The sequence below is a fragment of the Alteraurantiacibacter palmitatis genome (genome assembly GCF_037154115.1).
GTDB lineage: Bacteria > Pseudomonadota > Alphaproteobacteria > Sphingomonadales > Sphingomonadaceae > Alteraurantiacibacter > Alteraurantiacibacter palmitatis.
Window position 1 is genome coordinate 1 of sequence record NZ_JBANRO010000007.1, and the last position, 18,289, is coordinate 18,289.

The following is an 18,289-nucleotide window of genomic DNA, read 5'->3' on the forward strand; positions in this document are numbered from 1 at the left end:
CATCGCCTCAATCCAACTCTTCACCCGCCGCATCGCAAGGCTATGAAATCACGACCGATAATTATGAATCAGGCTCTTAGAGAGGGAGTAGCCGAACGGCGCAACCAGGTTGTTCATGGTGCCCATAAGGATGCGGAAGGCGTCGAAACGACGCTAACCATGGTGCGATGGGCAGGTGACCGCCGCGAGAAACGAATGACCGCGATGGAGATTTCGCAACTCGCAACCGAAATTCATGAGCTTGGCTCGGAAGTGTGGGCGATACAGATGGAAATCCTAGCGCGCGCGCTTCGAAAACATGGCGCGGAAAATCGCGATGACGATCTCGCTGGCCGTTGAACCATCACCTTCTTCGAAGTCAATGTAGGCATACACCCCCGCCTCAATCATCTCGGGCGTGATAAGGATATCAGCATCGGCCTGTCGGCTTTCGTTCTGCATCTGGTATGTCCTATGTCAAGTATATAATGTCCAGAACTCTTGTCAGGTAACGGGAGCGAGTCGGCGTTGGAAAACCGCATCAGGGATCATCGCGAGGCTCGCGGGTGGAGTCAGGGCGAACTGGCCCGGCTGCTGGGTGTATCGCGGCAGACGATCAATGCGGTGGAAACCGATAAATACGATCCCAGCCTGCCGCTGACATTGCGCATGGCCAAGCTGTTCGGCGTCGCGGTGCCCGATCTGTTCATCGATCCATGGGAGCCGGAACAATGAATGCCGATCAATCTCGATCCGCGCGAAAGGATATGGCCTGGTGGGCGAAGCTGGCGCTGTGGGGCGCGGCTGGCGGCTTGGTGGGTTACGCCGTGGGCCGCTTCTGGCCGGCGGAGGATCCCGGCCTCGACGCCTCCGGCCTGATCGCCCTGCTCGTGGCGACGATGTATGCGGTGCCCGGCATTCTGGTGTTGGTCGGATGCCTTGTCCCCCGCGCAGGCATCGCCCTGAGGATGTTTGCCGATCACGAGGCATGGGAGGATGAGCGCGCGATCACGCTGCACAGCGGTATCGGCTGCCTGCTGATCGCGGTGTTTCTGATGACCTTGATTGCCGCGCATCCGCTGGGGCTGCTGACCGCAGAAGCCGCGTTTGCCCTGTGCCTGCTCACCGGCGCAGCGGCCGGCTGGATGACATGGCGCAGCTGGGCGCTGATGGATGAATTGTGGCGGCGCGTATCGGCCGAGGCGACCGTGGTGGCGTTCTATCTGGTGCTGGTGCCGGGCCTTGCCTGGTCGCTTGCCGCGCATCTGCAACTGGCCGCCGCGCTGGCCCCGCTTGACTGGATCAGCCTGATCCTTGCCGCATCGCTTGTTGCCAGCGTGATTGCCACGGCGCGGCGCGGGATGCTGGAAGACCGGATCTAGAACGCGCCCACGGTGAACAGGGTATAGGTGCCGTAAAGCGCCACCAGGGCCGCGCCTTCCAGCCGGTTGAGCCGCCCCCCGGTCAGTGCGAAAAGCATGACCGCCAGAGACGCGCCCAGCACCACCCACAGATCGACTGCCAGTATCGATGGCGGAACCACGGTTGGTGCAATCGTGCCGGTCACCCCGCCAATGAACAGCACGTTGAAGATGTTGGAGCCGAGCACATTGCCCAGCGCAATCTCGCCTTCCTTCTTCAGCGCGGCGATCACCGATGTCGCCAGTTCGGGCAGCGAAGTCCCGATCGCCACAACGGTCAGCCCGATCACCTCGTCGCTCACGCCCAGTTCGGCCGCAATGGTGATCGCCGATGTGACCAGCAGGTTGCCGCCGCTGACAATCAGCACCAGCCCGATCAGCACCAGCGCGATCGGCTTCCACAGGGTTTCCCCATCGGGTTGCTGCGGTGTCAGCGCGGGGTCGGCTTCAACCACGGCGGTGGCCCGGTCATAGGCGGCGCTATGGTCGCGGCCCAGTCGTTCCTGGCGGTAGGCAAAGACGATGTAGCCGACGAGACAGGTCAGCAGCGCCAGCCCGGCCACGCGGCTCAACCCCAGCGTATGCCCGCACAGGATCAGCGCGATGGTCGCCGCCACGCCCACGCCGCCATCGCGCCAGAGCGCGCTGCGCGGCACCAGCATCGGCGCAATCAGGGCAGATGACCCGAGGATCAGAAGCAGGTTGGCGATATTGGAGCCGGCAATATTGCCCAGCGCAATGCCGGGTGAACCCGCAAAGCTGGCCTGCACGCTGGCGGCCAGTTCGGGGGTGGAGGTGCCCATGCCCACCACCGTCAGCCCCACCAGCATCGGCGATATGCCGATATGTGCCGCGATCCGCACCGCGCCGCGCACAAGGAATTCGCCCCCCAGCACAAGCAGGACAAGACCGGCGACAAGCAGGAGCGAGGTCAAAACCATCGAGGCTGTGTGCTTTCAGGCAGAGGGGCAGGCGCGGTGTTCGCGCGACGCCTAGCAGGTGTCAGACGGCAAAAAAAGAGGCGTCCGGATCGCTCCGGCCGCCTCCCTTTTCGTGTGATCGCAAGCGTGGCTTACGAGCTGTAATACATATCGAATTCGACCGGGCTGGGGGTCTGTTCCCAGCGATACACATCGGCCCACTTGAGTTCGATATAGGCTTCGATCTGGTCCTTGGTGAACACATCGCCCTTCAGCAGGAAGTCGTGATCGGCTTCCAGCGCGTTGAGCGCTTCACGCAGGGAACCGCACACGGTCGGCACGGTGGCCAGTTCTTCCGGCGGCAGATCATACAGGTTCTTGTCCATCGCATCGCCCGGATGGATCTTGTTCTCGATCCCGTCGATGCCTGCCATCAGCAGCGCGGAAAAGGCGAGATAGGGATTGGCCAGCGGATCGGGGAAACGGAACTCGACGCGCTTGGCCTTCTCGCCCGAACCGTAGGGGATGCGGCACGAGGCCGAGCGGTTGCGGGCCGAATAGGCCAGCAGCACGGGCGCTTCAAAGCCCGGCACCAGGCGCTTGTAGCTGTTGGTGGTCGGGTTGGTGAAGGCGTTGATCGCCTTGGCGTGCTTGATGACGCCGCCGATGTAGAACAGGCAGGTTTCCGAAAGGCCGGCATAGCCATTGCCCGCGAATGTCGGCTTGCCGTCCTTCCAGATCGACATATGGGTGTGCATCCCGCTGCCGTTGTCCATGCGGATCGGCTTGGGCATGAAGGTCGCGGTCTTGCCATAGGCATTGGCGACCTGCTGCACGACATACTTGTAGATCTGCACGTTGTCGGCGGTCTTCACCAGCGTGTCGAAGGTGATGCCCAGTTCGTGCTGCGCGCTCGCCACTTCGTGGTGGTGCTTGTCCATCGGCAGGCCCATTTCGAGCATGGTCGAGACCATTTCGGCGCGGATGTCGACGCAATGGTCAACCGGCGCGACGGGGAAATAGCCGCCCTTGGCGCGCGGACGGTGGCCCAGATTGCCGCCTTCATATTCCTTGCCGGTGTTGGTCGGCAGTTCGATATCGTCGATGGCGAAGCCCGAACCGGCATAGCCATCTTCGAAGCGGACATCGTCGAACATGAAGAATTCGGGTTCCGGGCCGACGAACACGGTGTCACCGATGCCGGTGGTCTTGAGATAGGCTTCGGCGCGCTTGGCGGTGGAACGCGGATCGCGGCTGTAGAGTTCGCCGGTCGAAGGTTCCACAATGTCGCAGTTGAGCACCAGCATCGGGGTGGCGCTGAACGGATCGATCCAGGCGGCATCCAGATCCGGCTTGAGGATCATGTCGCTCTCGTTGATTGCCTTCCAGCCTTCGATCGACGAACCGTCGAACATCAGGCCTTCTTCCAGATTGTCTTCGTCAATCGCACCGGCGCAGATGGTCAGATGCTGCCACTTGCCCTTGGGATCGGTGAAGCGCAGGTCGACCCATTCGATCTCTTCTTCCTTGATACGCTTCACGATTTTGGATGCACTCGACATGTCGTTTCCTTCCTTCAGATCACAGGATCATTCGTGTCATGGGCATTGCGAGCAAGGTGCGACCCGGCTCGGCAAAGGTATTCAGAGCAAAGGCTCAGATAGCGGCATCGTCCTGCTCGCCCGTGCGGATGCGCAGGGCGGACTGGATTTCGGATACGAAGATCTTCCCATCGCCTATCCGGCCGGTATGCGCCGCCCCGGCAATGGCATCGACCACGGCCTGCGCCTGGCCATCGGCAACCACCACTTCCAGCTTAACCTTGGGCAGGAAATCCACCACATATTCGGCGCCGCGATACAGTTCGGTGTGGCCTTTCTGGCGGCCAAAGCCTTTTGCTTCGGTCACGGTGATGCCGGATACGCCCACATCGTGCAGCGCTTCCTTCACCTCGTCCAGCTTGAACGGCTTGATGATGGCTTCGATCTTCTTCACGCTTTTGTCCAACTCAATGTCGGGGCCGGTGGCCCGGTATCATCTGCCTGCCAAATGGTGCGCGCGAGACCGCGCCCCGGCGTTTACGATCCTTCAAGAATCGTGCCAGCTTTCTGATGTCGATTAGACAATCGCGGGCGAAACAGGAAGGCGTATTCGCAAGAATGGAACGATTTCCGCACGGCCACAGAAAGAAAATGGCCTGCAAATGATCAAATATTGCCCAAAATTTCAGCAACGCTTTGCCTAAATATTGAGCAGGGTCGGGCGCTACAGAACCAGCCCGGCGGTTTGTGCGCAGCCGCTCATCAGATTGAGCGACTGCACCGCCGCACCGCTGGCGCCCTTGCCCAGATTGTCCAGCATGGCGATCAGCCGCGCCTGCGTGCCATCGGCATTGCCCAGCACGAACACATCCAGCCGGTCGCTCGGCCCCATCGATGCGCGCAGCAGCAATTCGTCGGGTGTGTCCTCGCGCACGCGCACAACCGGGCTGCCGGCATAGAAGGCTTGCAGCGCTGCACGCAATTCTGCCGGGGAAGCGGCCCCCGGCATCGCCATGAGCGGCAGAGGGATTTCCACCACCATGCCGCGATGCGCGGGGATCACCGCGGGGGTGAACAGCGGCGGGAGGGCAAGGCCGCATTGCGCCTGCATTTCGGGCACGTGCTTGTGCCCCAGCGCCAGCGCATAGCCGCGCCAGGCAATGTCGGGATCGGCGGCATACCGCTCGATCAGCGCCTTGCCGCCGCCCGAAAAGCCGGAGACCGCGTTGCAGGTGTAGGGCCAGTCGGCAGGCAGCAGCCCTGCGCGCACCAACGGGGCGAGCAAGGCGATAAAACCGGTGGAATAGCAGCCCGGATTGCTCACCCGGTCAGCCTGCGCAACCGCATCACAGCCTACCACCTCAGGAAAGCCATAGGTCCAGCCACGCGCCACGCGGTGCGCGGTGGAGGCATCGATGATCCGCACTGCGCTGCCCTGCGCCAGTTCCACCGCTTCGCGCGCCGCGTCGTCGTGCAGGCACAGGATGGCGAAATCGGCCGCGTGCAGGGCGTCGCGCCGCGCCTCGGCCGATTTGCGGCTGGCATCATCGAGAATCAGCAGATCGAATTCGGCCCGGCCTTCCAGCCGCTCGGCAATTTCGAGGCCGGTTGTGCCCGCTGCCCCGTCAATAAACACCCGCAGCGCCATCAGGATACCGGCTCCAGCCGGTCGATATGGATATAGCCCGCCGGGCCATCCAGAGAGAGGCAGCCCCACGCCCATTGCCCGGTAATGTCGAGCAGTTCGAAGCTGTCGCCTTCCGCCAGTTCGGCCAGTACCGGCGCATCCGCCCTTGGCGCGGCCATCAGCGATGCGCCGCCGGGCATCACGCTGCGCGGCTGGGGCACGGCGTAATGCGGCACGAAATAGCTCCCCGCCAGGCCAATATGCGCCAGATCGCCGCGGATCGGCACGCGCGTTTCATCGGGCTTTGTTACCGGGCCAGCCAGCACAAAGGGGCCCTGCGGATGCGTGGCGGGAAGGGATGAGGATGAACTGCTGGTCACGTGTGCCAAATTACCTGCAAGATTGCTCGGCTGGCGCTTAGACGCGGGCGCGGCCAAGGGCAAGTTTGCGTGGGGCGGCCGGCGCGCATGGCGTTAACCGTATCGTCCTTTCAGCATATGGAAGCTGGCGCGAAGGCCCAGCGCCGCACCGCCTTTCGGACGGCCGGGCCGCGCCGCGGGGCGCCAGGCAAAGGTATCGAAATGCGCCCAATCAATGCCATCCCCCACAAACCGGTCGAGGAAGCTGGCGGCGACGCTGGCCCCGGCAAAGCCGTTGCTGTGCGTGTTGTTCAGATCGGCAATGTCGGAGGCGAGATATTCGGCATAGGGCGCATGAAGCGGCAGGCGCCAGCACGGATCGTCCTGCGCGCGGCCAGCGGCCAGCAATTCCTCTGCCGTGGTGTCGGCCCGTGTAAACAGGGCGGGCAGATCGGGCCCGACCGCTACGCGCGCCGCGCCGGTCAGCGTGGCGAAATCGAGGATCAGTTCGGGCGATCCCTCGCTGGCATAAGTCAGCGCGTCTCCCAGGATCAGGCGGCCTTCGGCATCGGTATTGCCGATTTCCACAGTGAGGCCCTTGCGGCTTTTCAGCACATCGCCGGGGCGGAAGGCATTGCCCGAAATCGCGTTCTCCACCGCCGGCACGAGGCATTGCAGCCGCACCTTGAGGCCCGTCTGCATCACCAAATCGGCCAGCGCCAGCGCGTGCGCCGCGCCCCCCATGTCCTTTTTCATCAGCAGCATTCCGGATGCAGGCTTGATATCCAGCCCGCCCGTATCGAAGGACACGCCCTTGCCCACAATGGCGATGCGTGGATGGCTGTCCTCGCCCCAGTTCAGCTCGATCAGGCGGGGTGCGTGCTCGCGCGCGGCGGCGCGGCCCACCGCGTGCACCATGGGAAAGCCGGTTTCCAGCGCATCGCCGCGCACCACGGCAAAGCCTGCGCCATGCGCCTCGGCAATGCGGCGGCCCTCGGCCTCCAGCGCTTCGGGGCCCATGTCCTCTGCCGGCGTGTTGACCATGTCGGCCACCAGCGCGCAGGCGCGCACTTCAGCGGTGATCGTCGGAATCTTCCCGACCTCGCCGGTCAGCAGGATGCGCGGGCCGGGTGCATCCGCCGGGGCCGCGCGGTAGCGGGTGAAGCGGTATTGCGCGCTCTGCCAGCCGAACATGGCTGGCCCGGCTTGCGCATTGGCGAGCCGGTAGGTGCCGCCCGGCAGGGCTTCAGCGCATTTGGCAAGGCACCAGCTGTTCAGCGCCTGCGGATCGGCCACGCCCGCCACCACGAACCAGCCCTCGCCATCGGGCACCACGGCCACCTGTCCCGCGGCACCGGTGAACTTCTGCCCCGCCAGCAAAGCGCGCTGCGGCCCGCTGAGGCTGCGCGCGAATTCGGGCAGGCTTTCCTTGGTGACAAGGTGGATCGCGGCGGCATCCTGCCCACGATCCGGCTGGATCAGATCATCATTGTCGCTCATAAGGCCGCTTGTGCCCCGGCCGGGGCGGTTTGAAAAGGCAATCGAGAAGAGAATGATGAGGGTTTGTGCGGGGATGGTTGCGGCAGCCTTGTTGGCATCGTGCCGGGAATCGCCTCCTCCACCGCCGGAGCCGACGCCCACCGTTTCGGCTACCGCGACCGCGACCGCGACCGCTACGCCCGAACCCAGCGGCGCGCGCAGCGTGGCGGAGGAGACGGACGATTTCCTGTTCGAATACGCCTATCCCGCCGAAGCCGGGAATATCCCGGCGCTCGCCCTGTTGCTCGACGCCCGGCTGACCCGTGTGCGCGCCGGTCTGGCGCGCGAGGCGGCGGAAGGGCGCGCGGCGGCGCGCGACAACGGCTTTCCCTTCAACAAATATTCCACCGGCATCACCTGGGCGGTGGTGACCGATACGCCGCGCTTCCTCAGCCTCTCGGCGCAGATCAGTTCCTATACCGGCGGCGCGCACGGCAATGCCGGGTTCGATGCGCTGGTGTGGGACCGGGAAGCGGGCAAGGCGCTGAAGCCGGAAGATTTTTTCACCTCGACAGAGGCGCTGGACGACGCGATCGGCACGCGCCTGTGCGAGATGTTGCAGCGCGAACGCAGCGCGCGGCGCGGCGGCGAGGCGATGGGCGGGCAGTTCGACGACTGCGTGAAACTGGCTGACACGACCCTGCTGCTCGGTTCCAGCAATGGCCGCGCCTTCAACCGGCTGGGCGTGATGATGGGGCCATATGTGGCCGGGCCTTATGCCGAAGGCACCTATGAATTCACCGTGCCGGTCGATGCCCGCGTGATCGCGGCGGTGAAGGAGGAATATCGCAGCGCCTTTGCCCCCTCTCGCAATTCGGGCGCATAGGCGCTACATCCCTGCCCATGGTCGAATATCAGCACGTAACCGCCGATATGTCCGTCTACCGCGACGGCACCATCAAGCTGCACGGGCCGGAAGGCTTTGCAGGGATGCGCCGTGCCGGCAGGCTGGCGGCGGAAATCCTTGATGAACTTACCACCTTTATCGTCCCCGGCGTGACCACGCAGGCAATTGACGACAAGGTGCGCGGCCTGATGCTGGATGGCGGCGCGGTGCCTGCAACGCTGGGCTATCGCGGCTTTACCCATTCGTGCTGCACCTCGATCAACCATGTCGTGTGCCACGGAATACCCGGCCCGAAAGTGCTGAAGGATGGCGACATCGTGAATGTCGATGTCACCCCGTTGCTCGATGGCTGGCATGGCGATACCAGCCGGATGTATCTGGTGGGCGATGTTCCGCTGAAGGCGCGGCGGCTGGTCGATGTGACGTATGAATGCCTTATGATCGGCGTCAACATGGCACGCCCCGGGGTGCGGCTGGGTGATATCGGTGCGGCGATTCAGGCCCATGCTGAAAGCCACCGCTACGGCGTGGTGCGCGAGTTTTGCGGCCACGGCCTCGGTCGCCTGTTCCACGATGCGCCCGAAGTGGTGCACGCCGGGCGCCCCGGCACCGGGCCGGAATTGCGCGCCGGTATGTTCCTCACGATCGAACCGATGATCAATCTGGGCCGCGCACCGGTCAAGATGCTGAGCGACGGGTGGACGGCGGTAACGCGCGACAAATCCTTGAGCGCGCAGTTTGAACATTCGATCGGCATTACCGAGGATGGCTGCGAGATTTTCACCCTCAGCCCCAAGGGCCTGCACAAGCCGCCTTATTGATAGAGGTCAAGGCAATGGCGCGGCGGCACTCTAGACCGGATGCTGGATCAATCGGGAGAAATGCCATGAAACTTCGCCTTGCCGCCGCGGCCCTTGTGCTTGCTGCCAACACTCTGCCTGCCGCCGCATCGGCGCAGGGCGATACATCGGTGCAGGAACTCGCCAACCGCTGGACGGCAGCCTATAATTCGATGGATATTCCGGCGCTTGCCCGCCTCTATTCCGACAATGCCGAACTGTATATCCACTGCGAGGGGCGCATCATCGGCCAGGCCGCCATTGGCGATTACTGGGCCGCAGACGTGCAGCGGGCGCACCCCATCACCGTGCTCAATGTCACCGATTCGGTCGTCGATGCCGAAATGATGCTGGTGCATGGCAATTACCAGGTGCTTGACCGCAATACCGGCGTCCCGCTGGGTGGGGGGCGCTTTGCACATATCTGGGTGCTGGGCGAGGATGGCTGGATGCTCGACCGCGATGTGTGGGTGGATCGCAGCCAATGAGGCGAGGAATTGCCTTGCTCGGTGCGGTTTCTTCCGGGTTGGCGGCGTGCCAGCCGCTGCCTGCCGCGCAGGAACCGGCACCGCCTCCGCATCACGAGGTGCTGGCCTTTGCGCAGGCGGCCTGCGGGGGATGTCATGCGGTGGAAGCCGATGCGATTTCCCCCGTGGCCGAAGCGCCCGAATGGCCGCGCATCGTCAATGCGCAAGGGCTGACGCGCGCCACCTTGCGCAGCTGGCTGGTGGATGCGCACAATTATCCCGAAGAGATGGATTTCACGCTCGACCCTCCGCAGGTGGACGATCTGGTGGATTATATGCTCACCCTGCGACGCAGCGATTACCGCCCGCCCAGCCTTTGAGGCTCGGCGTTTAGCCTTCGCGCGCGGCGCGGATGGCAGCCCCGCCGGCAAAGGGGGCAATCGCCACCAGCAGCAGGCTGATCGCCGCGGTGAGCGCAAGGCCGCCTTGGCCGCCGGTGGAGAGGCTTCCCGCGCCAAACACCAGCAGCGGCACGGCGAGCGGAATCACAAGCAGGCCCGCCAGCGCCGCCCCGCCGCCGCGCAGGCTTGTCGTGACAGCGGCGATGATGATGCCGATCGCGGCAAGCCCCGGCGTGCCCGCCAGCAGCCCAAGTTCCACCGTGCGCAAGGTCTCCCCGTCAATCCCCACCAGCGCGGAGGCGGGCAGGGCGGCGAGCATGATGAACGGCCCGAAGCTGAGCCAGTGCGCCACCAGCCGCACCGCGACCACGACTTCTTCCGCTATGCCGCGCAAGGCCCACTGGTCGAAAAAGCCCTGTTCCAGATCGGGGGCCAGCAGCCGGTCAAGCGGCAGGATCGCCGCCAGCAGCGCGGCGACCCAGATCACCCCGCCGCCTGTGCGCGCCAGCAAGGTGGGGTTCGGCCCTACGGCAAAGGGGTAAAGCATTGCCACCGCCAGGAAGAACAGCAGCGGCAGCAGCGTGCCTCCGCCGCGCATCCCCGGCAACAGCCGCGCCAGATCGCGCCAGAACAGGGCGGCCAGCAATCTCATGGCACATATTCCTGCAATTCCAGCCGGGTAAGGCCCGGTATGGCGAAAGGCTGATGGCTGGCGATCAGCGCAATTCCGCCGCTTTCGCAATGCTGCGCCACCAGCGCCTGCACCAGTTCCACGCCCCGCGCATCCAGCCCGTTCAGCGGTTCGTCGAGAAGCCAGATCGGTGCCGCCTGCCCGATCAGCCGGGCCAGCGCGGCGCGCTTCCTCTGGCCCGTGGAGAGGTACCGCACCGGTACATCGAGAAGGTCGGCAAGGCCGAGTTTCTCCAAAGGGACAGAAGCGGGGTCCAGCCGGCCCCAGAAGGCAAGAGAGGCACCGAGCGGCTGGTGTTCGTCCAGAGCGGGCCGCTCATCCAGCAGGCCCGCCATGCCCACCCGTTCCACGCTGCCGGCAAAGGGCCGCGCAAGGCCTGCCAGCAGCCGGATGAGGCTGGATTTGCCAAGCCCGTTCGGCCCCGCCACATGGCAGGCCTCCCCAGCCGCCATTTCCAGCGACAGGCCCGCAAACAGCACGCGGTCCCCCCGGCGGCAGGCAAGGTTGGTGGCGGTGATGCGGCAGGCTTCCATTGGCGGCAGCGTTAGGGCAAGCTCCCCCGCTCGACAAGCAAGCTGAAGGAGCGCCTGTGAACCCGCTGACCGCAGACGAACGCGCCGCCGCACTTGCCGCGCTGCCCGGCTGGACACTGCGCGATGATGGCAAGGCGATTTCGCGCAGTTTTGCCTTTGCCGATTTCCGCGCCGCCTTCGGCTTCATGGCGCAGGTGGCGCTGCTGGCGGAAAAGCAGGATCACCACCCGGAATGGGCGAATGTCTACAACAGGGTCGATATCACGCTGACCACGCATGACGCCAATGGCCTCACCCAGCGCGACATACGGCTGGCCACGGCGATAGACCGGCTGGCCTAAAGCCCCGCGATAAACTCGCGCCCCGCCGGGATCTGCGCGGTGGAGGCGGCAAGCTCTTCCGCCATCGGCTCGCACCGCCCACCCAGATTGGTCGCCAGAAACCCTTCGACCACCGCGTTGAACGCGATGGAATTTTCCGGCCGGGCAAAGCCGTGCCCTTCATCGGGGAACAGCACATAGGTCACCGGGATGCCATGCCGCTGCATCGCGGCGACGATCTGGTCGCTCTCGCTCTGCTTCACGCGCGGATCGTTGGCGCCTTGCCCGATCAGCAGCGGGCGCACGATCCTGTCCGCGCGGTGGATGGGGGAGCAGTCCTTCAGCAGTTGCAGCCCTTCCGGCGTGGTCGGGTCGCCCATCCGCTCGTGAAACTGCTTCACCAGCGGCGCCCAGTAAGGCGGGATCGTCTCCAGCAGCGTCTCCAGATTCGACGGTCCCACAATATCCACCCCGCAGGCGAACAGTTCGGGGGTGTAGGTGAGGCCCACCAGCGTGGCATAGCCGCCATAGCTGCCGCCCATGATCGCCACCTTGCCCGCATCGGCAATGCCGCGCGAAACCGCCCATTCCACTGCATCCACCAGATCATCGTGCATGGTCTTCGACCATTGCCGGTTGCCCGCATTGATGAAGCCTTTGCCAAAGCCGGTGGAGCCGCGGAAATTGACCGACAGCACGCCGTAACCCCGGTTTGCAAGCCATTGATGCGTGCGGTTGAACCCATAGGCATCGCGCGCCCACGGCCCGCCATGCACCAGCAGCACCAGCGGCACGGGCGCATCGGGCACACCGTCGCCATCCGCATCGCTGGCCGGCGGCAGAGTGAGATAGGAGGGCAGCACCAGCCCGTCGCGCGCGGTAATCTCAACCGGGTGCATCGGCTGCAAGGGCGCGCCTTCCAGCGCGGGCTTGGTGACATAGAACAGGCGCAGCGAATCCTTCGCCCGGTCATACAGGTAACAGCGCACAGGCGCGGTCAGCGGATCATTCCACACCAGCCATTTCAGATCATCATCGCTGCGCGACAGCACGCCGAAATCGCCATCCAGCTGCGCACGCAGCCAGTCGAAGGCCGAACCGATGCCTTCGTCGATGCAATGCCATTCGGTGCGCAGATAGGTGACGCTGAAGGCCTGCACCACGCCCGTCTTTGCATGGCGCAGCGTGCCGCCAATATCGGCCCGCGGGTCTTCGGCCAGCAGCGTGCGGGCGCCGGTGGCGGTATCTTCCTCTAACAAGGCGGCGGTGTCGCGGCCCCGGCTGTCGAGCCAGTAAAGCACGCTGCCATCGGTGGTGTAACCCGCCATATGCGTGGTCAGCGCATCGTCCATCGGGATGACTTCACGCGGGGCTTCGGCAATCACGCCATCGGTAATCTCGTGCAGATCGGTGCCGCCGCTTTCGTTCTGCCGCATCGCCCAGCGCAGGGTCAGGGTGTCATCGGTTTCAAAGCCTGCCCAGGCGTTGTTCTCCAGCACCAGTTCCAGCGCGCCGGTCGTCAGGTTCAATGACCAGACATCGTGCCATTGCGGATCGCGGTTGTTGAGGCCCACCAGAATCCGGTCGCGGATCGTCTCGGACGCGCCGACAATCTGCACGCGCGTATTCTCGAAAGGGGTGAGGCAAGTCTCCTCAGCCGTGGCGACATCGACCTTGTAGAGCAGGTAATTCTCGTCCCCCGCCTTGTCCTGCACATACAGGATGGCGGTGGAATCGGGCGACCAGAAATATTGCGGGATCGGGCGATCCTTGGCGCTGGTCATCCGGCGGGCGGAGGCGGGATCGGTGAAGGGGGCCATGAAGACATTCATCACGCCTTCCCACGGCGCCATCCAGCTCAGCCACTGGCCATCCGGGCTGATCTGACCGCCCGCGCGTTCCGGATTGCCGAACAGCACATCGCGCGGGATCAGGGGAATTGCGGCGACGCGTTCGGCGGCATTGGTGGCGGTCATGATGGCTCCGGCAGATAAGGCGTTACGCCGTGGCAGGTAGGGAGCGACGGCCGCCAAGGGAAGGGCGCGCGGTGTGAAAGCGAGGGATTGTGGGGTTAATGCCGGCTCTCAACCTGTCGTCGCCCCGTGCTTGACACGGGGCTTGGCTTTTCTTTCTAGGCCGTTGAGGCGATAGTTGCCGCATGGAAAAGGGTGGCTGGGTTTACATCATGGCGAACCGCTACCGCGGCGGGATGTATGTCGGGGTAACTTCGGATGCGCTCGCCCGCGTGCATCAGCACCGCGAGGGCATGGGTTCGCGCCATGTCGCTGATTTTGGCAAGACCCGGCTTGTTTATGTCGAGCACCACGAGGAAATCGAACAGGCCATCGCCCGCGAGAAACTGGTCAAGAAATGGCGCCGCGAATGGAAGTTTGCGCTGATCGAGGCGAACAATCCCGCTTGGGACGATCTTTGGGAACAATGGTTCGCACTCCCGGCGGATCAGAATAAGCCAAAGCCCGGATTAAGCCCGGGGTTACGGAGCGGGAAAGGCGGGTTTCGGGATCGGGCGATGGCTCCGGTTCTGACTGGATGTGGGTGGATAGGCGACCTTGCGTCAGAGCGCGGGTTCCGTGCCGTCTCCAAGGTGTAAGCGACCGTGCCGAACCGAGAACCAGCGGGGCAAGTCATCCCGGCGGTCCACTAAGTCCCACTGCGGCTGACCGTCGGTGGTCGAGAACGATAGAAAGCGGACTCCTCGGTCCGTCAATAGTTCCACCTCGTGCAACCTGCCGAACAGCTTCAAGCCTGCGACCCGCGCGTTGCGAAGTAGAGCGAAGGTTGGCTCCCACAACTCCTCCTCGCTCCAGCTGCCGCAAAGGATGCTGGAGTCGTCTTCAACCCGCCAACTCCATTCGACGCCAAGCGAGATTTGACCTTCAGGATGTCCCGGAGAGCCGTCCCGATTAGCCCTCGGTGACAGGTATCCAAACTCAATGAAGACCGCTGATCCATAGCCCCGCCAGATGTAACTAATCGGCTGCCCTATTAGGCTTGCAGCCAGTCCTTCGAAGGCATTTGATGCTTCCATTTGCGGCTAACTGCCTGAGCAGCCTCAGGTCCGCAACGGAGTCGTAAACTGACCGGCAACTTTTGCACCGCAAATGCCGCTTGCAGACACCCCTTCACACCGGCGCGCGGCTTTGCGCATACCAGTGCCAGGTAAAGATCGCCACCGCGCCCCGGTGCGGGCGCCAGTTTTCGGCGAGCAGGCGGGTGGCCTTTTCGTCTGGCCGCTCATCCAGCCCCAATATCCCGCCCAGCGCCGCCATCACCGCCAGATCGCCCGCGGGCCAGATGTCGGGCCGCCCTTCGGCAAACAGCAGATAAATTTCGGCGGACCAGCGGCCCACGCCCTTGATGCGCGTCAGCTGCGCAATCGCTTCCTCGTCATCATCAGGCAGGTTGCTGAAATCGAGGCCGCCTTCCACCAGTTCGCACAAACTGCGGGCATAGGCCTGCTTCTGCCGCGACAGGCCGCAGGCGCGTAAGCTGTCGAAATCGCGCGCCAGCAGATCGGCGGCGCGCATATTGGTGCCCAGTTCCGCCTCCAGCTTCGCCCACATCGAATTGGCCGCCGCAACCGATACCTGCTGGCCCACAATGGTGCGCAGCAAGGTATGCCAGCCGCGCGGGCGCAGGCGCGGGGCGGGGTAGCCTGCCGCCTCCACTGCGCGCGCAATCGCCGGTTCGCGCGCGGCAACCCAATCGAGGCTGTTGCGGATCTGTTCGGCGCTGAGGCCCATTGTGCTTCCTCCTTTGGCCCTGCTTGCGAAACGCGGCGCGATTGCCTAGCTGCGCATCTCACATCACTGCAAAAACGCAAAGCCACAGGATAGGTGCCCATGCCCAAGCTGATCGTCGTCAACCGTGCCGGGGAAGAACGCGCCGTGGATGCGGGCGATGGCCTGACCGTGATGGAAGCCATCCGCGACAACGGGTTTGACGAATTGCTGGCGCTGTGCGGCGGGTGCTGTTCCTGCGCCACCTGCCATGTGCAGGTCGACCCCGCCTTTGCGGAACTGCTGCCGCCGATGAGCGAGGACGAGAACGATTTGCTCGATTCCAGTGACTTCCGCGTGGCGACCAGCCGCCTGTCGTGCCAGATCCCCTTCACGGCGGAGCTGGATGGCTTGCGCGTGACGATTGCGCCCGAAGATTGAGTTCATCCCGGCCAAGCGCAACTGCCGTTGCGCGTCGCCGCCATTGGGCTTAACCCGCTTGCCATGACCACTGCCGCTGCCCGCACCAAAACGCTCGACCTGATCGGCAACACGCCGATCGTGCTGCTCGAAGGCCCCAGCAAGGCTGCGGGCTGCGAAATCTGGGGCAAGTGCGAATTCGCCAATCCCGGCGCATCGGTGAAGGATCGCGCGGCGCTGTGGATCATCCGCGATGCCGAGGCGCGCGGCGAACTCACGCCCGGCGGCACGGTGGTGGAAGGCACGGCGGGCAATACCGGCATCGGCATTGCGCTGGTCGCCAATGCGCTGGGTTACAAGACGATCATCGTCATGCCCGACAACCAGTCCAAGGAAAAGATGGACACGCTGCGCGCGCTGGGGGCCGAACTGGTGCTGGTGCCGCCGACCAAGTTTGCCGATCCCAACCACTTCGTTCACACCAGCCGCCGTCTGGCAGAGGAAACGCCGGGCGCGGTCTGGGCCAACCAGTTCGACAATGTCGCCAACCGCCGCGCGCATATTGACGCCACCGCGCCCGAAATCTGGGAACAGTTGGGCGGGCGCATTGATGGCTTCACCTGTGCGGTGGGCACGGGCGGCACGCTGGCAGGCACCGGCATGGGGCTGAAGGCGTTTGACGAAAATATCCGCATTGCCCTGACCGATCCGCACGGCGCGGCGCTGTTCAATTACTACGCGCATGGCGAGTTGAAGGCCGAAGGCACTTCGGTGGCCGAAGGGATCGGGCAGGGCCGCATCACCGCCAATCTCGAAGGCGCGCCGATCGATACGCAGTTCCGCATCTCGGACGAGGAGGGGCTGCAATGGGTTGCCCGCCTGCTGCGCGAAGAAGGGCTGTGCCTTGGCCTGTCGAGCGGGATCAATGTCGCGGGCGCGGTGGAACTGGGCCGGCAATTGGTGGCCGAAGGGCGCGAAAATCCGCGTGTGGCGACGATCCTGTGCGATACCGGTTTCCGCTATCTCTCCAGCCTCTACAATGCCGACTGGCTGCGTTCCAAGAAGCTGCCGGTTTTCGACTGGCTAGGTTAATCTGCCTGCGTTAGAATGCCCGCAATGGCATTCGACCCCCACCAGATCCTGCGCGGCGGCGCGGATTCGTCGGCAGGCGCTGCCGGGGAAACCGGCTTGGCGCAACCGCTCGGCGGCACCCGCCGTCAGCGCATCCAGCGGCTGCAATTCGGCTTGTTCGGCCTGTCCGCCGTGCTGCTGATGGTGGGCCTTGCCAATATCATCATTGCCAGCGTGGAGCAGAACCGTGCCGCGCTGCCCGAAGAACTGCCGCCCGTGCAGAACGAGGACGTGCCGCGCCCGCGCGATCCGCTGGCCAATGCGGGGGTGGTTCCCGAATTGCCTGCCGGGTCGTCTGCCGAACCGAATGGCGCGGCAACCTCGATGGGCACCGATCCGGCGGCTGTCGCTCCTTCTTCGCCGGCATCGCCCAATGCGCCGGGCAATTAAGGCCGCGCTCGCCGCGGGCGGGGTGCTGCTGGCCGGGCTGGTCAGCCCGGTTCTGGCGCAGGATGCCGCACAGGATATGGCCGAACCGCGCCCCGTGCTGGCGCTGATGGGCACAGTTCCGATCTATTGGGGCGAGGCCGAGGGCCTGACCGATCTGCTTTCCGGCGCGCAGGAGGGGCACTGGGCAAGGCCCGTGCTGGAACGCCGCTTCACTCTGGAGCCGGTATCCTATCTCTCGGCAGAGGCGCTGGCCGGGCACAGTCTGTTGCTGCTGGCGCAGCCACGTGCCTTTTCGGCGCAGGAAAATGTGGCGCTCGACGCCTGGGTGCGCGCCGGCGGGCGACTGCTGCTGTTTGCCGACCCGATGATGACGGGGGAATCGCGCTTCAATCTGGGCGATCGGCGTCGCCCGCAGGATGTCGCGCTGCTGTCCCCCATCCTGACCCATTGGGGGCTCGCCCTGCGATTTGACGAGGAACAGGACGATGCCTTGCGCGCAGTCGATCTGTGGGGGGCGGCGGTGCCGGTGAAGCTGGCGGGCCAATTTGCCCTGCTTTCGCAGGAATCGCCGTGCCGCCTGCTGGCCCAAGCCGTGATCGCGCAATGCCGTCTGGGCGCGGGCGAGGCGCTGATCGTGGCGGATGCGGCCCTGCTCGATATCGAAGGGCCGTGGCCCGCTGCCGAGGACGCGCTGGGCGCGCTTTCCGCCCTGCTTGCGGGAGAGACTGGGGAAATTGCGGGAAGCGGCGTGATTCCGGCTCTGGCGGCGCGGGAAATCGACGGAAATCCGGGCCTTTCCGGCATGGCCCCTGATGCCCGAAGCGGCACGGGGCCGCCCTAGAAGCCACAGGATTCCGAAGATTTGCGGGCCAATCCCCAAAAATCCCGCAATTTCCCCTTCCATACCGCATCTGCCCGCGTTACAACCGTCTCAATCGGACAGGCCACCCGCGTTGCATCCTGATTCCTGACGGACGGATGGACGGGCCGCGCACCCGCGCGGCACGAAGCGGGGAACCTGTATTTTCCGGGATGGCGCAACACCCGCCAGTGGGGGACGGGGCTTGGTACAGGGGTTTGCAGGATACGGAGGACAGGGCTTTTCGCTTCGCGGCGAAAAGGAT

The 18,289-nt window shown here is 64.4% G+C and carries 22 protein-coding genes and 1 pseudogene; 13 read left to right on the forward strand and 10 right to left on the reverse strand.

Annotation, left to right across the window (positions count from 1 at the left end; translation table 11 throughout):
* The 3 genes from WFP44_RS09525 to WFP44_RS09535 all read left to right on the forward strand — a co-directional run.
* Positions 1-339 (forward strand): hypothetical protein (locus WFP44_RS09525; protein WP_336926329.1); only part of this gene is annotated, 339 nt, incomplete at its 5' end.
* A gap of 168 nt (positions 340-507) precedes the next feature.
* Positions 508-714: a helix-turn-helix transcriptional regulator gene (locus WFP44_RS09530; RefSeq protein WP_336926330.1), complete on the forward strand. Its 207-nt coding sequence runs from the start codon at positions 508-510 to the stop codon at positions 712-714.
* Between the two features lie 32 nt (positions 715-746).
* The gene (locus WFP44_RS09535; RefSeq protein ID WP_336926331.1) at positions 747-1,361 is read left to right on the forward strand and encodes a hypothetical protein; all 615 of its coding nucleotides are present in this window, start codon (positions 747-749) and stop codon (positions 1,359-1,361) included.
* Here WFP44_RS09535 and WFP44_RS09540 read toward each other — a convergent pair.
* The 6 genes from WFP44_RS09540 to WFP44_RS09565 all read right to left on the reverse strand — a co-directional run bounded on the left by WFP44_RS09540 (position 1,358) and on the right by WFP44_RS09565 (position 7,347).
* A complete protein-coding gene (locus WFP44_RS09540; RefSeq protein WP_336926333.1) occupies positions 1,358-2,341 on the reverse strand; it encodes a calcium/sodium antiporter in 984 nt (327 codons plus the stop codon). The genes WFP44_RS09535 and WFP44_RS09540 overlap by 4 nt on opposite strands.
* A gap of 131 nt (positions 2,342-2,472) precedes the next feature.
* A complete protein-coding gene (gene glnA, locus WFP44_RS09545; protein WP_336926334.1) occupies positions 2,473-3,882 on the reverse strand; it encodes a type I glutamate--ammonia ligase in 1,410 nt (469 codons plus the stop codon).
* A 94-nt stretch (positions 3,883-3,976) separates the two neighbouring features.
* Entirely contained in the window at positions 3,977-4,315 is a 339-nt protein-coding gene (locus WFP44_RS09550) for a P-II family nitrogen regulator (protein WP_336926335.1), read from the reverse strand.
* 270 nt (positions 4,316-4,585) lie between these two features.
* A complete protein-coding gene (gene argC / locus WFP44_RS09555) occupies positions 4,586-5,509 on the reverse strand; it encodes an N-acetyl-gamma-glutamyl-phosphate reductase (protein ID WP_336926336.1) in 924 nt (307 codons plus the stop codon).
* Entirely contained in the window at positions 5,509-5,868 is a 360-nt protein-coding gene (locus WFP44_RS09560; protein WP_336926337.1) for a hypothetical protein, read from the reverse strand. Before WFP44_RS09560 ends, argC begins: the two co-directional genes overlap by 1 nt.
* Positions 5,869-5,961: 93 nt before the next feature.
* Complete coding sequence (locus WFP44_RS09565; RefSeq protein ID WP_336926338.1) at positions 5,962-7,347, reverse strand: leucyl aminopeptidase family protein; 1,386 nt, start codon at positions 7,345-7,347, stop codon at positions 5,962-5,964.
* Positions 7,348-7,399: 52 nt separating this feature from the next.
* Here WFP44_RS09565 and WFP44_RS09570 point away from each other — a divergent pair, with 52 nt between their 5' ends.
* The 4 genes from WFP44_RS09570 (at position 7,400) to WFP44_RS09585 (ending at position 9,919) form a co-directional block, all read left to right on the forward strand.
* Positions 7,400-8,212 (forward strand): DUF4163 domain-containing protein, encoded by an 813-nt coding sequence (locus tag WFP44_RS09570; RefSeq protein WP_336926339.1) that lies wholly within the window; start codon positions 7,400-7,402, stop codon positions 8,210-8,212.
* 17 nt (positions 8,213-8,229) lie between these two features.
* Positions 8,230-9,054: a type I methionyl aminopeptidase gene (gene map, locus WFP44_RS09575; protein ID WP_336926340.1), complete on the forward strand. Its 825-nt coding sequence runs from the start codon at positions 8,230-8,232 to the stop codon at positions 9,052-9,054.
* 65 nt (positions 9,055-9,119) lie between these two features.
* A complete protein-coding gene (locus WFP44_RS09580) occupies positions 9,120-9,560 on the forward strand; it encodes a YybH family protein (RefSeq protein WP_336926341.1) in 441 nt (146 codons plus the stop codon).
* Positions 9,557-9,919: a c-type cytochrome gene (locus tag WFP44_RS09585; RefSeq protein WP_336926342.1), complete on the forward strand. Its 363-nt coding sequence runs from the start codon at positions 9,557-9,559 to the stop codon at positions 9,917-9,919. Before WFP44_RS09580 ends, WFP44_RS09585 begins: the two co-directional genes overlap by 4 nt.
* A gap of 10 nt (positions 9,920-9,929) precedes the next feature.
* On the opposite strand, the gene WFP44_RS09590 is transcribed toward WFP44_RS09585, so the two are convergent.
* On the reverse strand, positions 9,930-10,592 hold the full coding sequence (locus tag WFP44_RS09590; protein WP_336926343.1) for a heme exporter protein CcmB: 663 nt from the start codon (positions 10,590-10,592) through the stop codon (positions 9,930-9,932).
* Positions 10,589-11,164, reverse strand: coding sequence for a heme ABC exporter ATP-binding protein CcmA (ccmA, locus tag WFP44_RS09595; protein WP_336926344.1), 576 nt, complete (start codon positions 11,162-11,164; stop codon positions 10,589-10,591). Before ccmA ends, WFP44_RS09590 begins: the two co-directional genes overlap by 4 nt.
* 56 nt (positions 11,165-11,220) lie before the next feature.
* Between ccmA and WFP44_RS09600 the strand changes: the two genes are divergently transcribed.
* Positions 11,221-11,505, forward strand: coding sequence for a 4a-hydroxytetrahydrobiopterin dehydratase (locus tag WFP44_RS09600; RefSeq protein ID WP_336926345.1), 285 nt, complete (start codon positions 11,221-11,223; stop codon positions 11,503-11,505).
* Here the strand turns inward: WFP44_RS09600 and WFP44_RS09605 are convergent.
* The gene (locus tag WFP44_RS09605; RefSeq protein ID WP_336926346.1) at positions 11,502-13,460 is read right to left on the reverse strand and encodes a S9 family peptidase; all 1,959 of its coding nucleotides are present in this window, start codon (positions 13,458-13,460) and stop codon (positions 11,502-11,504) included. The genes WFP44_RS09600 and WFP44_RS09605 overlap by 4 nt on opposite strands.
* A 182-nt stretch (positions 13,461-13,642) precedes the next feature.
* Here WFP44_RS09605 and WFP44_RS09610 point away from each other — a divergent pair.
* Positions 13,643-13,921 (forward strand): annotated as a pseudogene (locus WFP44_RS09610) (GIY-YIG nuclease family protein); the annotation flags it as partial.
* 706 nt (positions 13,922-14,627) lie between these two features.
* Here WFP44_RS09610 and WFP44_RS09615 read toward each other — a convergent pair.
* Positions 14,628-15,248 carry a DNA-3-methyladenine glycosylase family protein gene (locus tag WFP44_RS09615; RefSeq protein WP_336926347.1) on the reverse strand — a complete coding sequence of 207 codons (621 nt, stop codon included), beginning with the start codon at positions 15,246-15,248 and terminating at the stop codon, positions 14,628-14,630.
* A gap of 99 nt (positions 15,249-15,347) precedes the next feature.
* On the opposite strand from WFP44_RS09615, the gene WFP44_RS09620 reads away from it, so the two are divergent.
* From WFP44_RS09620 to WFP44_RS09635, 4 genes are all read left to right on the forward strand, one after another.
* Positions 15,348-15,665: a 2Fe-2S iron-sulfur cluster-binding protein gene (locus WFP44_RS09620; RefSeq protein WP_336926348.1), complete on the forward strand. Its 318-nt coding sequence runs from the start codon at positions 15,348-15,350 to the stop codon at positions 15,663-15,665.
* A gap of 63 nt (positions 15,666-15,728) precedes the next feature.
* Entirely contained in the window at positions 15,729-16,736 is a 1,008-nt protein-coding gene (locus WFP44_RS09625; RefSeq protein WP_336926349.1) for a cysteine synthase A, read from the forward strand.
* Between the two features lie 24 nt (positions 16,737-16,760).
* A complete protein-coding gene (locus tag WFP44_RS09630; RefSeq protein ID WP_336926350.1) occupies positions 16,761-17,165 on the forward strand; it encodes a hypothetical protein in 405 nt (134 codons plus the stop codon).
* Entirely contained in the window at positions 17,149-18,006 is an 858-nt protein-coding gene (locus WFP44_RS09635) for a Gldg family protein (RefSeq protein ID WP_336926351.1), read from the forward strand. Before WFP44_RS09630 ends, WFP44_RS09635 begins: the two co-directional genes overlap by 17 nt.
* Positions 18,007-18,289: the final 283 nt, after the last annotated feature.